Annotated in this window: 13 protein-coding genes; 9 read left to right on the plus strand and 4 right to left on the minus strand. The window is 60.5% G+C overall.

Translation table 11 applies throughout. The annotated features are described in order from the left end of the window. From prmC to hemA, 3 genes are all read right to left on the minus strand, one after another. Positions 1–760 (minus strand): peptide chain release factor N(5)-glutamine methyltransferase (gene prmC, locus LAT62_RS13780; protein WP_293385058.1); only part of this gene is annotated, 760 nt, incomplete at its 3' end. Between the two features lie 2 nt (positions 761–762). Beyond that, positions 763–1,857 (minus strand): peptide chain release factor 1, encoded by a 1,095-nt coding sequence (gene prfA, locus LAT62_RS13785; protein ID WP_293385061.1) that lies wholly within the window; start codon positions 1,855–1,857, stop codon positions 763–765. A gap of 7 nt (positions 1,858–1,864) precedes the next feature. Then, positions 1,865–3,187: a glutamyl-tRNA reductase gene (gene hemA, locus LAT62_RS13790; RefSeq protein ID WP_293385064.1), complete on the minus strand. Its 1,323-nt coding sequence runs from the start codon at positions 3,185–3,187 to the stop codon at positions 1,865–1,867. A gap of 126 nt (positions 3,188–3,313) precedes the next feature. Between hemA and LAT62_RS13795 the strand changes: the two genes are divergently transcribed. The 9 genes from LAT62_RS13795 to LAT62_RS13835 all read left to right on the plus strand — a co-directional run bounded on the left by LAT62_RS13795 (position 3,314) and on the right by LAT62_RS13835 (position 12,192). Further along, a complete protein-coding gene (locus LAT62_RS13795; protein WP_293385067.1) occupies positions 3,314–5,104 on the plus strand; it encodes a tetratricopeptide repeat protein in 1,791 nt (596 codons plus the stop codon). Then, positions 5,101–5,718, plus strand: coding sequence for a lipoprotein insertase outer membrane protein LolB (lolB, locus tag LAT62_RS13800; RefSeq protein ID WP_293385070.1), 618 nt, complete (start codon positions 5,101–5,103; stop codon positions 5,716–5,718). Before LAT62_RS13795 ends, lolB begins: the two co-directional genes overlap by 4 nt. A 25-nt stretch (positions 5,719–5,743) precedes the next feature. After that, positions 5,744–6,679, plus strand: a complete 936-nt coding sequence (ispE, locus tag LAT62_RS13805) for a 4-(cytidine 5'-diphospho)-2-C-methyl-D-erythritol kinase (RefSeq protein WP_293385073.1) — start codon at positions 5,744–5,746, stop codon at positions 6,677–6,679. Between the two features lie 26 nt (positions 6,680–6,705). Further along, the gene (locus tag LAT62_RS13810; protein WP_367120566.1) at positions 6,706–7,668 is read left to right on the plus strand and encodes a ribose-phosphate pyrophosphokinase; all 963 of its coding nucleotides are present in this window, start codon (positions 6,706–6,708) and stop codon (positions 7,666–7,668) included. A 105-nt stretch (positions 7,669–7,773) separates the two neighbouring features. Further along, entirely contained in the window at positions 7,774–8,463 is a 690-nt protein-coding gene (locus LAT62_RS13815) for a 50S ribosomal protein L25/general stress protein Ctc (RefSeq protein ID WP_293385076.1), read from the plus strand. A 270-nt stretch (positions 8,464–8,733) separates the two neighbouring features. Then, positions 8,734–9,321 (plus strand): aminoacyl-tRNA hydrolase, encoded by a 588-nt coding sequence (gene pth, locus LAT62_RS13820; protein WP_293385079.1) that lies wholly within the window; start codon positions 8,734–8,736, stop codon positions 9,319–9,321. A 46-nt stretch (positions 9,322–9,367) separates the two neighbouring features. Beyond that, complete coding sequence (gene ychF / locus LAT62_RS13825) at positions 9,368–10,462, plus strand: redox-regulated ATPase YchF (protein WP_293385082.1); 1,095 nt, start codon at positions 9,368–9,370, stop codon at positions 10,460–10,462. A gap of 135 nt (positions 10,463–10,597) precedes the next feature. Further along, positions 10,598–11,128, plus strand: coding sequence for a phosphatase PAP2 family protein (locus tag LAT62_RS13830; RefSeq protein WP_293385085.1), 531 nt, complete (start codon positions 10,598–10,600; stop codon positions 11,126–11,128). Further along, the gene (locus tag LAT62_RS13835; RefSeq protein WP_293385088.1) at positions 11,125–12,192 is read left to right on the plus strand and encodes an MJ1255/VC2487 family glycosyltransferase; all 1,068 of its coding nucleotides are present in this window, start codon (positions 11,125–11,127) and stop codon (positions 12,190–12,192) included. Before LAT62_RS13830 ends, LAT62_RS13835 begins: the two co-directional genes overlap by 4 nt. Here the strand turns inward: LAT62_RS13835 and LAT62_RS13840 are convergent, their stop codons facing one another. Further along, the gene (locus LAT62_RS13840) at positions 12,193–12,627 is read right to left on the minus strand and encodes a DUF192 domain-containing protein (RefSeq protein ID WP_293385091.1); all 435 of its coding nucleotides are present in this window, start codon (positions 12,625–12,627) and stop codon (positions 12,193–12,195) included. It abuts the gene before it with no gap. Between the last annotated feature and the right edge of the window lie 262 nt (positions 12,628–12,889).

Consider the following 12,889-nt stretch of genomic DNA (forward strand, 5'->3'; position numbering starts at 1 on the left):
CCTGATCATGGCCGTGCTCCAGCAGCAGCCAGCCACCGGCGCGCAGCACCCTGACGCCCTGCTGAATGATCAGGCGCAAATCGGTCAGTCCATCTGCGCCAGCCACCAGTGCCGAACGGGGCTCGAAGCGCACATCGCCCTGCTCCAGGTGCGGGTCATCGGCGCGGATATAGGGGGGATTGCTGACCAGCACATCGAGGCTGTGATCCGCCAGCGGTTCGGCCCAGTCGCCGAGCAGAAACGGCACCCGCTGCAAACCGTTGCGCTCGGCATTCCGCTTGGCCAGTTGCACGGCCTCCGGCACCGCATCGATACCGATTACCCGCCAGTCCGGGCATTCACTGGCCAAGGCCAGCGCTATGGCACCGGTGCCGGTGCCGAGGTCCGCCAGGTACAGAGGGTGCTGCCGCCGTTCGCCGAGCAGTTCAAGCGTCGCCTCGACCAGGGTCTCGGTATCGGGGCGCGGAATCAGGGTGCTGGCATCCACCGTCAATTGCAGTGTCCAGAAACCGCAGGTGCCGGTGATATGTGCCACTGGCTCGCCGCCTGCGCGGCGCTGCAGCAGGTCTTTGAACTCGGACTGCTGATCTTCACTCAGGGGTGCTTCCGGCCAGGTCATCAGCCAGGTTCTGGTGCGTTGCAGTACATGGCAGAGCAGGTAATCGGTATCCACTGCTACCGTATCGGCGGGCAGTCCGGCATCACGCAATATTGCCTGACCTGACTGGCGGGCGGCGGACACTGTTTCCGGGCCGGTCATGATCAGGCGCCGTCCTGCCCCAGCTCGGCCAGCAGATCGGCCTGATGTTCGGTCAGCAGCGGATGGATGACTTCTTCCAGCTTGCCGCCGGTGATGACCTCGTCCAGCTTGTACAGAGTCAGATTGATGCGGTGGTCGGTCACCCTGCCCTGCGGGAAATTGTAGGTGCGGATACGCTCGGAGCGATCGCCACTGCCCACCAGAGAGCGGCGCTGTGATGCCTGCTCCTGCACGGCACTGTCTTTCTGTGCCTGTTCCAGACGGCTGGCCAGCAGCGCCATCGCCTTGGCCCGGTTCTTGTGCTGCGAGCGCTCGTCCTGACACTCGACCACCAGGCCGGTGGGCAGGTGCGTGATGCGAATGGCGGAATCCGTGGTGTTGACGTGCTGTCCGCCGGCCCCGGAAGAGCGGTAGGTATCAACACGCAGATCTTCCTTGCGGATGTCGATCGCCTCGGACTCGTCCGCCTCCGGCATGACGGCAACGGTACAGGCCGAGGTATGAATACGCCCCTGCGACTCGGTGGCGGGCACCCGCTGCACCCGGTGCGCCCCGGATTCGAATTTCAACTGGCCATACACATCCTGGCCGCTGACGCGGGTGATCACTTCCTTGTAGCCGCCATGCTCGCCTTCGCTGGCACTGATGATTTCCAGGCGCCAGCCACGGGCCTCGGCAAAGCGGGTATACATGCGCAGCAGGTCACCGGCAAACAGAGCGGCTTCATCGCCACCGGTACCGGCCCGAATTTCCAGAAACACGTTCTTGCGGTCATCCGGGTCACGCGGCAGCAGAAGCGTCTGCAGCTCGTCTTCCAGTTCATTCATCCGGGCTTCGGCGGCAGCATACTCTTCCTGCCCCATGGCCCGCATGTCGGCATCACTGTCGGCCAGCATGCCTTCGGCGGCGCGGCGATCTTCATCCGCCTGGCGATAGCGGGTAAAGGTCTGCACCACCGGCTCTATTTCTGCGTATTCCTGTGAGTAGCGCCGGAATTGATCCTGCTCCCCGATCACAGAGGGGTCGGCCAACAGCGCCGACAGCTCTTCATAGCGGTCCAGCAAGTGATCCATTTTGGTCTGCAGAGATGCCTTCATTAGACGCTCAGATGTCCTGTTCGTTGTCGGTTTCGGGGGCCGAGTCGGCCGGCCATTCTTCTGAGGGCACTTCTGGCAACTCGAGCGCATACAGATCGCGGACCCGCTCAATATCTTCCGTGCGCCCTTCCCGCCCGGCCTGGCGCAGAAACAGGGTGGGCGCATGCAGAAACTTGTTGGTCAGACCGTGGCTCAGACGCTGCAATACCGCTTCCGCCGGTTCGCCGCGGGCCAGTTGCTGTTGTGCCCGTTCCAGCTCGCGGCGAGCCAGGGTCTGGGTCTGTTCACGCAGCACTCGAATGTGCTCACCGGCAGAGCGCTCACGCTGCACCGCCGCATACTGCTGCACTGCCTGGACAATAATCTGGTCTGCTTCTTCGGCCGCCTGCCGTCGTGACTGCACATTGTCCTCGATGACCTGCTGCAGATCATCGACGGTATAAAGATAGGCGTCGGACAGGTCATCCACCTCGGGTTCAATATCGCGCGGTACGGCAATATCCACCAGAAACATGGGTCGGTGCCGGCGCTGCTTGAGAGCCTTCTCGACCACGCCTTTGCCGAGGATCGGCAGTTGGCTGGCGGTGGAGGAAATCACAATGTCATTGTGCGCCAGATGCTCGGGTATATCACCGAGCAGTATCGCCTCGGCGCCAAATTGCCGGGCCAGCCGCTCTGCCCGCTCCAGCGTTCGGTTGGCCACGGTAATCGACAGGATGCCTCGGTCACGCAGATGGCGTGCTACCAGCTCTATGGTCTCACCGGCCCCGATCAGCAGCGCTCGACATTGCGCCAGGTCACTGAACAGGTGGCTGCTCATATCAACGGCAGCATAGGCCACAGAGACCGGGTTGCGGCCGATAGCGGTTTCCGTGCGTACCGATTTGGCCACGCCGAAACAATGCTGGAATAACGCATTCATCTGCCCGGAGACACTGTGCGCCTCCTGGGCCACCGCATAGGCCGACTTGAGCTGCCCCAGAATCTGCGGCTCGCCCAGTACCAGAGAGTCCAGCCCGGCGGCGACCCGCGACAGATGGTTGACCACTTCAAGCTCATGAAACTCGTAGCTGCAGGCGGTCAACTGGTCTGTCGGTACGCCATGGTACTCCGCCAGCCACTCGCGCAACTGCGCGCCCTGTGCCGCATTGTCGATATCGCAATAGATTTCACTGCGGTTGCAGGTGGACACGATGACTGCTTCGGACACACGTCCGCTATCCAGCAATTCCCGATGTGCGGAAATGAGCTGTTCCGGGGCGAACGCCACCCGTTCGCGTACTTCAACGGGGGCGGTCTTGTGATTGATTCCCACTGCAACTAGCGGCATAGTCTTTAGAGAGTCTTTACTGCAACCACTGATACGGTGAGTTACACTCACCCAGATCCTGAACGGCCCGCTATTCTACATGAAATTCCGGCGCTTTGGATGCGTCACGCACCAGGAAGTCTGCCTTTGAAATTGCTATTTGTCGTAATGCTGTCCACTTTCGGTCTTTTTCTGGCCGGCTGCGCCTCTCCGGGCGATTCACCAGCAACCGAAGAACCGCCTGCAGAAGAGACCGTCGAGTCGGAAGAGGAAGAGGCGTGGGAAGACCGTCCACCCAGTGAAGGCCTGACCACGGTTGCCAGTCCGCTGCCAGCCTATGAGCTGGACGGCGCGGGCTTCTATCGGCTGCTGATGGGCGAACTGGCGCTGCTCAACGATGAGCCCGAAATCGCCCTTTTCCTGCTCGGTGAAGCCCAGGAGCAATACCCGCATGAGGTGCGCATCCTGCAGCGCGTGGCACCCCTTGCCGCGCAGTTGGGCGAACTTGAAATCTCACTACGCTATTTCCGCCAGTGGACTGAGCTGTCACCGGACAATACCAATGCCTGGCATGGCGTCTGGCAACTGGCGCTGGCCGATCAGGACCCGCAACTGGCCGTGCAGGCACTGGAGGCTCTGCTGGACCTGTCACCCGGCTATGAATTCTATACCCCCTTCGAGCGGCTGACTGAATGGGAAGACGACGCACTGACAGAACTTTACTCTGAAATTGATGCCGTCTCGGGCGACTTTGCAGACAATCCCGATGTGCAGCTTCTGCTCGGGTTTCTCGCCGAGCTGCAGAATGACCTGACGCAGGCTGAAATCCACTGGCAGGCACTGGCCGACAGTCTCGACAGCCAGGCGGATTATCTGGCCTACGGTGAGATCCTGACCGACATCAATGCCAGCCAGGGGGCGCGCAAGGTGCTGCAGGAAGGCAGCGAAGTCTACTCTGATGAACCACGGTTTTATCTGCTGATGGCGCGCAGCTGGCTGCAGGACGATGATCAGGCGTCTGCCCTGTCTGCGCTGCAGGACGGCCTTGAATACAATCCGCAGGATGCCGGCCTGCTGCGCTTCGCCGGCGAGCTGGCCTTTGACCAGGGCCGGCCCGAAGCGGAAGACCTGTTTACCCGCCTGCTGGAGACCGACGACTTCTCGGCCGGACACTATTACCTCGGTCGCCTGGCACAGGAGCGCAATGAACCGGAAGAGGCTTTCGAGCACTACCAGAGCATTACCGACAGCGACTGGGCACTGGGCGGACTGCAGCAGATGATCGAGTTGCTGGAGGCCAGTGCTCTGCCCGAAGTCAGTGCTCAGGACCTGTTTGCCGAGCAGCGTGACCGCTTCCCTGGTCTGGTCGCCGAAATGTCGGAACTGCAGGGTCGGTACTGGTATGAAGCAGGCAACTATCAGGAAGCCTTCGATACCTTCAGTCTGGGCCTGCGCGAGCGGCCCAACAGCTTCTATCTGCTCTACATGAGAGCCCTGTCGGCAGAACCTCTGGACCGGCTGGACGATCTGGAAGCCGACCTGCGCCTTATTCTGGACCAGGACCCGGACAATACCGCAGCCCTGAATGCCCTGGGCTATACGCTGGTTGACCGCACGGACCGTATTGAAGAAGCAGCGCCGATGATTGAACAGGCCTACGAGCAGAACCCGGATTCCTATGCCATTACCGACAGCCTCGGCTGGTTGCGCTTCAAGCAGGGGCGTTACGAAGAGGCCGCCGAGATACTCGGTACCGCGCTCGACATGCAGGGCTGGGATACCGATGACGACGAAATAGTGGCCCACTATGTGGAAGCCCTGTGGATGAATGATCAGCAGGAGGAAGCTCGCGACGTTGCCGAACGTTGGCTGACCCGCCACGCCAATACCGAACGCCTCGAAAACGTGCTGGACAGGCTGGAGCAGAACACGCAATGACGTCTCCTGTAACAGCCACCCGGCGGCTCGGCCTGCTGGCAGCCGTTGTGCTGCTGGCAGGCTGTAGCCTGATGCCGCAGTCGGAACCGGTGGATCAGCAAGCCATGCTGGAGCCCTGGCGCGAGCACCAGGCCGCGATGCTGGATCTGCATGAATGGACATTGGAAGGCCGTGTGGGCGCCCGCACCGGCGACGAAGGGGCCAACTTCAGTGTTTACTGGCAGCAGCATCGGGAGTTTTACAATATTCGCATCAGCGGCCCGCTGGGCCAGGGCGCGGCCACCGTAAGTGGCGGCCCGGGACATGCGGACCTGCGCACTTCCGACGGCACCTGGTCGGCAGAATCCCTGGACGAGCTGCTGGCGCAGACCACCACACTGGATCTGCCACTGGACTTGATGCAGTACTGGGTAAGGGGCATTCCCTCGCCACGCAGTGAGGCCGGCATCAAGCTGGACCATGTGCCACTGCTGGAGCGTCTGGAACAGGAAGGCTGGACAGTGGAATACGACCAGTACCATGCGGACAACAACATGCCCCGGCGGCTCAACATCCAACAGGGTGAGATGTCGGCGCGCATTGTCATCCAGACCTGGGATATTCCCGGAAACTGACCACAGACCGGTAATCTGCTCTGCCATGACCGATTCACCGACAGCCGCATCCGACACCAGGCAACCCTGCCCTCTCCCGGAGGGCGACAGCCTGATCCTGCCCGCACCCGCCAAGCTGAACCTGATGCTGCATATCACCGGCCGCAGAGCCGATGGCTACCATGAACTGCAGACCCTGTTTCAACTGCTGGATCATGGCGATCAGCTTACCTTCAGCATTGAGCCTGGTGCGGATGGCCGCATTCGACTGTCCGACAGTTCCGGGCTGCCGACAGCGGACAACCTGATCACCCGTGCGGCGACCCTGATGCGCGACCATGCCCGGCACCCGGTTAATCTGCATATTGAACTGGATAAAAGACTGCCCATTGGCGGCGGCTTGGGCGGTGGAAGTTCCGACGGTGCGACTACCCTGCTGGCACTCAATACACTTTGGGGATGCGCGCTTGATACCGATACGCTGGCCGATCTGGGTCGCCAACTGGGCGCGGATGTGCCGGTGTTCGTGCGCGGTCACAGCGCCTGGGCAGAAGGGATTGGTGAACGTCTGCAACCGGTCGAGCTGCCCGAACACTGGTTTGTGGTCTGCCATCCGGGGATCAGCGTGTCGACGGCGGAAGTATTCGGCAACCCCGGTTTGACACGAAATAGCCAAATAACGACAATACGCTCCGCATTGAGAGGGGATGGCCGCAATGACTGCGAGCCGGTGGTGCGACAACGCTACCCGGAGATCAGAAGCATGCTGGACACCATGAGTGCATTCGGCCCCGCCCGCCTGACCGGCACCGGTGCCTGCGGGTTCATAACCCTGCCTGATGAAGGAGCCGCCCGCCGGGCTGAATCAGCCCTGCGTGCGCGCTACGCCACCTTTGCCGCCCCTGGCCTCAACCGCTCACCCGTTCTGGACCGACTGGCAGCACTGACGCTCACCATCCCCAAAACACGACGCAAATCATGAATACGACAGCACTCGAGGAAAGCACCGTGGCAAACATGATGGTCTTCACCGGCACCTCCAACCCTGAGCTGGCCAAAGAGGTCACCCGGCGCCTGGACATCCCGCTGGGTAACGCCCAGGTTGGACGATTCAGCGATGGCGAGGTGGCCATCGAAATTGAAGAAAACGTCCGGGGGTCAGATGTATTTGTCATTCAGCCTACCTGCGCCCCGACCAACAACAATCTGATGGAACTGGTGCTGCTGATCGATGCGCTGCGTCGCTCCTCGGCCGGCCGCATTACCGCGGTCATGCCCTACTTCGGCTATGCCCGTCAGGATCGTCGCCCGAGATCCAGCCGTGTGCCTATCAGTGCCAAGGTGGTTGCCGACATGCTCAGCGTGGTGGGCGCAGATCGGGTCCTGACGGTGGATCTGCACGCCGACCAGATTCAGGGCTTCTTCGATATCCCGGTCGACAACATCTACGGCTCACCCATTCTGCTCGACGACATCCTGAAACAGAATTACGAAGGCCAGGTGGTGGTATCACCGGATATCGGTGGCGTTGTCAGGGCAAGAGCCATCGCCAAACAACTGGATGCCGACCTGGCGATCATCGACAAACGACGCCCCAAGGCCAACCAATCCGAAGTCATGAACATCATCGGTGATGTCAGCGATCGCACCTGTATTCTGCTCGATGACATGGTAGATACAGCCGGCACCCTGTGTCAGGCTGCAGCGGCTCTGAAGAAGTTCGGCGCGCGCAAAGTAGTGGCCTATGCCACCCATGCAGTACTGTCCGGACCGGCCATCGAACGCATCGCCAAGGCCGAACTCGAGCTGGTGGTAACCGACAGTATTCCGCTCTCGCCTGAGGCTACCAAGTGTGCTAACATCCGCCAGCTTTCGATGGCGGGCATATTGGCGGAAGCCATTCGCCGGACAAGCAACGAGGAATCGATCAGCGCCATGTTTCGTCGCCTCGGGGAACCCGAAGCCGACTGACAGGGCGGTTCTTTGCTAAAGCAGAAACAGCGATTTCCAATGGAAGCAGGATGATTGGTCGCGGTCATCCTGCTTCTGACCATTAAAACCGGAGTAAACACAACCATGTCAGAAGCCATTTATACCCTCACCGTTGAGGAACGCAAAGACACAGGTAAAGGTGCGAGCCGCCGCCTGCGTCACGCCAAGAAGATCCCCGGGATCATCTATGGTGGCACCAAGGCCCAGAAGCCAATGTCCATCACCCTCGACGGCAATGAAATCAAGAAAGCCACCCAGCACGAAGGCTTCTTCGCCCACGTGCTGACGCTGAACATCGGCAGCAAGTCACAGCAGGCGCTGCTGGTTGACGTGCAGCGCCATCCGTCACGCGGCTGGGTTACCCATATGGATTTCCAGCGGGTGTCCAAATCGACTGTGGTCCACAAGAAGATTCCTGTGCATTTCCTGAATGAAGAGAAGTGCCCGGGTGTGAAATCTGGCGGTATCGTGCAGCACAACCTGACCGAAATCGAAGTCACCTGTAAAGCATCTGATCTGCCCGAGTATCTGGAAGTCGATATGGCAGGCCTGAACGTCGGTGACGTGGTTCACCTGTCCGATATCAGCGTACCCAAAGGTGTGACCATTATTGAACTGACCCATGGCGAAGACCATGATGCGCCCGTGTGCAGCATCCTGGGTGCCGCCAAGCAGGTTGATGAAGACGCCGAGGAAGATGCCGCCGCTGCTGCAGAAGCAGCCGCCGCCAGCGCGGAAGAAGCCTCCGAGTCTGAAGGCGAAGACAAGGAATAAGCGCCCTGATACCGGCCACCTGATAGCGGCCGGCCTGAGCGATGAAGAAAGGGGCTCCGGCCCCTTTTTTTGTCCTGCGGGGCCTGCAACGGAGCCTTCTTTGTAGGCGCTGGCTTGCCTGCGCTTGGCGGCGAAGCCGCCTTTTGGGGGCCTGCGGCCCCGAGCGCGGCCAAGGCACGCACCTACAGGGTGGCTTATTTGTAGGCGCTGGCTTGCCTGCGCTTGGCGGCAAAGCCGCCTGTTGAAGGTGAAATTGGAGTTTAACCAGACATGATCAAGCTCGTTGTCGGACTGGGCAACCCGGGTGACCAGTATGCCGGCACCCGACACAATGCCGGTTTCGCCTATGTCGATGCACTGGCCCGGGCCAACGGCGGGCAATGGCGCAGCGATCGAAAGCTGGCTGCCGATAGCTGCGAAGTACAGTTGGGCCTGCAGAAAGTCACACTGCTGAAACCGATGACCTTCATGAATCGCAGCGGACGCAGCGTGGCGGCCCTGGCCGGTTTCTACAAATGGGCCCCGGAAGACATTCTGGTGGCCCATGATGAGCTGGACCTGCCGGCCGGTGTCGCCCGCTTCAAGCGCGCCGGCGGACACGGCGGACACAATGGCCTGCGCGATATCATTGCCCAGCTTGGCAATCAGAAAGAGTTTTATCGTGTGCGCATCGGCATCAGCCACCCGGGCCAGGCCCGTGATGTGGTCAATTATGTGCTGTCCCGGGCCGCGCCGAACGAACAGACGCTGACTGAAGCCGCGATCGATGCCGCCGTTGCCGAAACGGCGCTCGCGGTTGAGGGCCACTGGGAGAAAGCCATGAATCGGCTGCACAGTTTCAAAGCAGAGGACGCCTGACGGCGCCCGTCAAATCAGACACATCAGTTCAGAGGATTACATCACCATGGGTTTCAAATGCGGCATTGTCGGCCTGCCCAACGTAGGCAAATCCACCCTCTTCAATGCCCTGACCAAAGCCGGTATTGATGCGGAGAACTTTCCCTTCTGCACCATCGAGCCCAATACCGGCGTCGTGCCGGTGCCCGATCCGCGACAGGAGGCTATTGCGGCCATCGTCAAGCCCGAGAAACTGATTCCGACCACCATGGAGTTTGTCGACATCGCCGGTCTGGTGGCTGGTGCCTCCAAGGGCGAGGGACTGGGCAACCAGTTTCTGGCCAATATCCGGGAAACCGATGCCATTGCCCATGTGGTGCGTTGCTTCGCCAATGACAATGTCATCCATGTGGCCAATCAGGTTGATCCGGCCTCCGACATCGAAGTCATCAATACCGAACTGGCGCTGGCAGACCTCGACAGCGTCGAGAAAGCCATCACCCGACTGCAGAAGAAGGCCAAGGGCCAGGACAAGGACGCCATGCGCCATGTCGCGATACTGGAAAAGCTGCTGCCCGGCCTGAACGAGGCGCAGCCGGTGCGCGCCATGGCCCTGGATGACGAAGAAAGAGCCATACTGAACAAGCACTTTCACCTGCTGACGTTGAAACCGACACTGTACATCGCCAATGTCGACGAAGACGGCTTCAGCGACAACCCATTGCTGGATCAGGTTGCTGAAATTGCAGCACGCGAAGGCGCCACTGTGGTGCCGATCTGCAACAAGCTGGAAGCCGAAATTGCGGAACTGGAAGATGAAGAGCGGGACGAATTCCTGCAGGACATGGGCATGGAAGAGCCCGGCCTGAACAAGGTAATCCGTGCCGGCTATACCCTGCTGGGTCTGCACACCTACTTCACCGCCGGGCCGAAAGAAGTGCGGGCCTGGACCGTGCGCGTCGGGGCCACAGCGCCCCAGGCAGCCGGCGTGATTCATACCGACTTCGAGAAGGGCTTCATTCGGGCCGAAACCGTGGGCTATGATGATTTCATCGCCTGCAATGGTGAGCAGGGCGCGAAAGAAGCCGGCAAGATGCGGCTTGAAGGCAAGGAGTATGTGGTGCGCGACGGGGATATCATGCACTTCCGCTTCAATGTCTAGTGTTCCGACACCAGGTGGGGCGCTATCAAATGCGCCCCGGCGTTCGCCGCTTTACGTCACCAATTCTTAACCTGATCGCCATCTGACTGTCATCTGAAAGGCGCATCATCCCTCCTGAGACCTACAGGAGGGCCGATGATGAAACTGCTTCCCGGCATCCACGAGCTTGATCTCCGCGCCTTTGCCTGGTGCATGCAATGCAAGCGCCGCACGACGTTCACCGAACTCTCCCGCTATTTGTCCCGAAGCGCTGACGGGCCTGCCTATGTGCTGGTTTTTCTGGCCCTTCTGGCCTGGCATCCGGTATTTGACCTGCAGTGGCTGTGGGCCGTCGTTGTGGCTTTCTCGGCTGAACGGCTGATCTATTTCGCGGCCAAGAACAGCTTCCGGCGCAATCGCCCCCAGGCTGCCATTGCGGGGTTCCGCAGCTTCATCCGCCCGTCCGATGAATTCAGCTTTCCGTCAGGTCACACCTCAGGCGCTTTTCTGTTTGCTGTAGTTCTGGCCCACCTCTTCCCCTCACTGACGCCCTGGCTGTTTGCCTGGGCTGTCTCCATCGGTGCTTCCAGAGTCTTTCTGGGTGTTCACTTTCCTACCGACACGCTGGTCGGTGCCCTGCTCGGCAGCACCATCGCCAGCCTCGTCATGCAAGGACTGATGCTATGAAAATTCTGTATGGTGTTCAGGCGACCGGCAACGGTCATATCACTCGGGCACGCTGCCTGTCCTCGGAGCTCGCTCGTCAGGGGGCCAGGGTCGATTATCTGTTCAGTGGCCGACCGGCGGATCAACTGTTTGACATGGCGCCTTTTGGCACTTACCAGGTGCGAGAAGGTCTGACCTTCGCCATCGACAATGGCCGTCTTGACTACTGGCGCACCTTTCGCAACGCCCGGCTGCAACGTTTCCGGGACGACGTCCGGCAGCTGGATACACGGGCCTATGACCTGGTGATCACCGATTTCGAGCCCGTCACCGCCTGGGCGGCTCGGCTTCAGGGTACGACCAGTATCGGGATCGGACACCAGTATGCCTTCGCCTACAATGTCCCGCGTGACAGCGACTCTCTGATGGCCAGTGCGGTACTGCGCTGGTTTGCGCCGGCGCGCCACGCACTCGGCATGCACTGGCACCATTTCAATGCCCCGATTCTGCCGCCGATGATCCACTGTTCGATGGATACAGACCCTACCCTGCAGAGTGAACAGCAGGTGCTGGTCTACCTGCCCTTCGACAAATCGGCCAGTGTACTGAAGATGCTGCGGGCCCATCCGACCCATCAGTTTCACGTCTTCTGCGCAGACAAGGCGCCCGGCCAGTACGGCAATGTGCATGTACACCCGTTCGGTCGCGAGACCTTTCAGCAGCGGCTGGCGCAGTGTGCGTCCGTGATCACCGGGGCCGGCTTTGAACTGACCTCGGAAGCCCTGCATCTGGGCAAGCGGATTCTGGTCAAACCCACCCGAGGGCAGATGGAGCAGATGTCCAATGCACACGCCCTGCGTCTGCTCGGGCTGGCTGAAACCATGAACACACTCGATACAGGCAAGGTCGGGGACTGGCTGCAAAATGGCAGAAAAGCGCGAGTGAACTACCCGGATGTGGCCGCCGCTCTGGCTCGATGGATTCTGGCCGGTGACTGGACATGCCGGGAATCGCTGCTGGCCGAGTTGTGGAGCGATGTGGAAGGGCTGCCCGAAGAGTTGACACTGGCCCTAGCGGCTCACTGATCAGGGCAAGCCCTGAACCCGGTCGCCAACGCCAAGGCTGCGCTGCTCGAACCAGCCCTGGTTCACCTCCAGGGCAAAGCGAACCGGCAAGTCCGAGCAATGGATCTCCTCACTCAGGGGTTCCATGTCGGCCAGTTGCAGCACTCGACCGTCTTCGGCCAGAAAGGCGACTGTCAGCGGGATCAGCGTATTGCGCATCCAGAAGCAGCGCGAAGCAGGAGCGCTGTAGACAAACAGCATGGCCGCATCGTCGGGCAGAGTTTCACGGTGCATCAGGCCCAGAGAACGTTCATCCGGCGTTACCGCCAGTTCCGTACTGAGAGGGTAGTCATCAATCTGCAACTGGATGACCGGCAAGTCATCAGCGAGCGCTGACAGCGCGAGCAGCAGGCCGGCCAATACTCCGAGTAGAAGTCTTTGTGAGTTTGACGACATGACGGGGCTCGCTGACTGCAAGGGAAGCCAAGACTATAAACGGATGGGGGGCGGCCTACAAATGTGGCTCTATTGTAGGCTGTGGCGTAAGCCACGCATGGCGGCGATAGCCGCCTTATTGGGGGCCTGCGGCCCCGGGCACGACTCACGTCGTTGGCCTACAGGGGAGGCACATTTGTAGGCGGTGCGGTCCGACGTTTCGGCGTGAGCCACGCATGGGGGCCTGCGGCCCCATCGCGCAACGGGGTGCGCTCCCACGGTA

It is taken from the genome of Natronospirillum sp. (assembly GCF_022565775.1).
Lineage (GTDB): Bacteria > Pseudomonadota > Gammaproteobacteria > Pseudomonadales > Natronospirillaceae > Natronospirillum.

Bases quoted from the DNA above. Each gene is read 5' to 3' on its own strand.
- prfA (WP_293385061.1), bottom strand. From the start codon at position 1,857: ATGAAGGCATCTCTGCAGACCAAAATGGATCACTTGCTGGACCGCTAT.
- hemA (WP_293385064.1), bottom strand. From the start codon at position 3,187: ATGCCGCTAGTTGCAGTGGGAATCAATCACAAGACCGCCCCCGTTGAA.
- lolB (WP_293385070.1), top strand. From the start codon at position 5,101: ATGACGTCTCCTGTAACAGCCACCCGGCGGCTCGGCCTGCTGGCAGCC.
- ispE (WP_293385073.1), top strand. From the start codon at position 5,744: ATGACCGATTCACCGACAGCCGCATCCGACACCAGGCAACCCTGCCCT.
- LAT62_RS13815 (WP_293385076.1), top strand. From the start codon at position 7,774: ATGTCAGAAGCCATTTATACCCTCACCGTTGAGGAACGCAAAGACACA.
- pth (WP_293385079.1), top strand. From the start codon at position 8,734: ATGATCAAGCTCGTTGTCGGACTGGGCAACCCGGGTGACCAGTATGCC.
- ychF (WP_293385082.1), top strand. From the start codon at position 9,368: ATGGGTTTCAAATGCGGCATTGTCGGCCTGCCCAACGTAGGCAAATCC.
- LAT62_RS13830 (WP_293385085.1), top strand. From the start codon at position 10,598: ATGATGAAACTGCTTCCCGGCATCCACGAGCTTGATCTCCGCGCCTTT.
- LAT62_RS13835 (WP_293385088.1), top strand. From the start codon at position 11,125: ATGAAAATTCTGTATGGTGTTCAGGCGACCGGCAACGGTCATATCACT.
- LAT62_RS13840 (WP_293385091.1), bottom strand. From the start codon at position 12,627: ATGTCGTCAAACTCACAAAGACTTCTACTCGGAGTATTGGCCGGCCTG.